Origin of the sequence: Vibrio sp. 10N.286.49.C3, assembly GCF_041469545.1 — a bacterium.
Taxonomy (GTDB): Bacteria; Pseudomonadota; Gammaproteobacteria; order Enterobacterales; family Vibrionaceae; genus Vibrio; species Vibrio tasmaniensis_A.
This window is the reverse complement of the sequence record NZ_JBFRKT010000018.1, coordinates 249-536: the sequence shown is the minus strand read 5'-3', so window position 1 is coordinate 536 and position 288 is coordinate 249. Positions and strand designations below refer to the sequence as shown.

Annotated in this window: 1 protein-coding gene; it reads right to left on the bottom strand. The window is 49.7% G+C overall.

Annotation, left to right across the window (positions count from 1 at the left end; translation table 11 throughout):
* Positions 1-288, bottom strand: a 288-nt coding sequence (locus AB4180_RS08730) for a transposase (protein ID WP_372081808.1), incomplete at both ends; no start/stop codon positions are given.

Sequence of the window (288 nt, the reverse complement as noted above, 5' to 3'; positions counted from 1 at the left end):
ATACATCGCTGTTTCTGACAATGAACGTTTGTGGTATCCATACCGCTCTTTCCAATACTTATTTGAGCCGTATAATTTCTGGCAACCCACGGCGAGATTTCGAGGATGACCACGCTCCCAGAAGGCTGCCCCTTCTCTTGGGGGAATAAGCGCAACGGCTCGCTTCATCTTAATAGCAGCGCGACACGCTCTCGTGTCGTAAGCGCCATCACCAGACACCTCAAGGATGCTTCGACGTGTTTGTTTCAGTAGGTTCGGGAGTACTTCACCATCTGTAACCGTTGATAA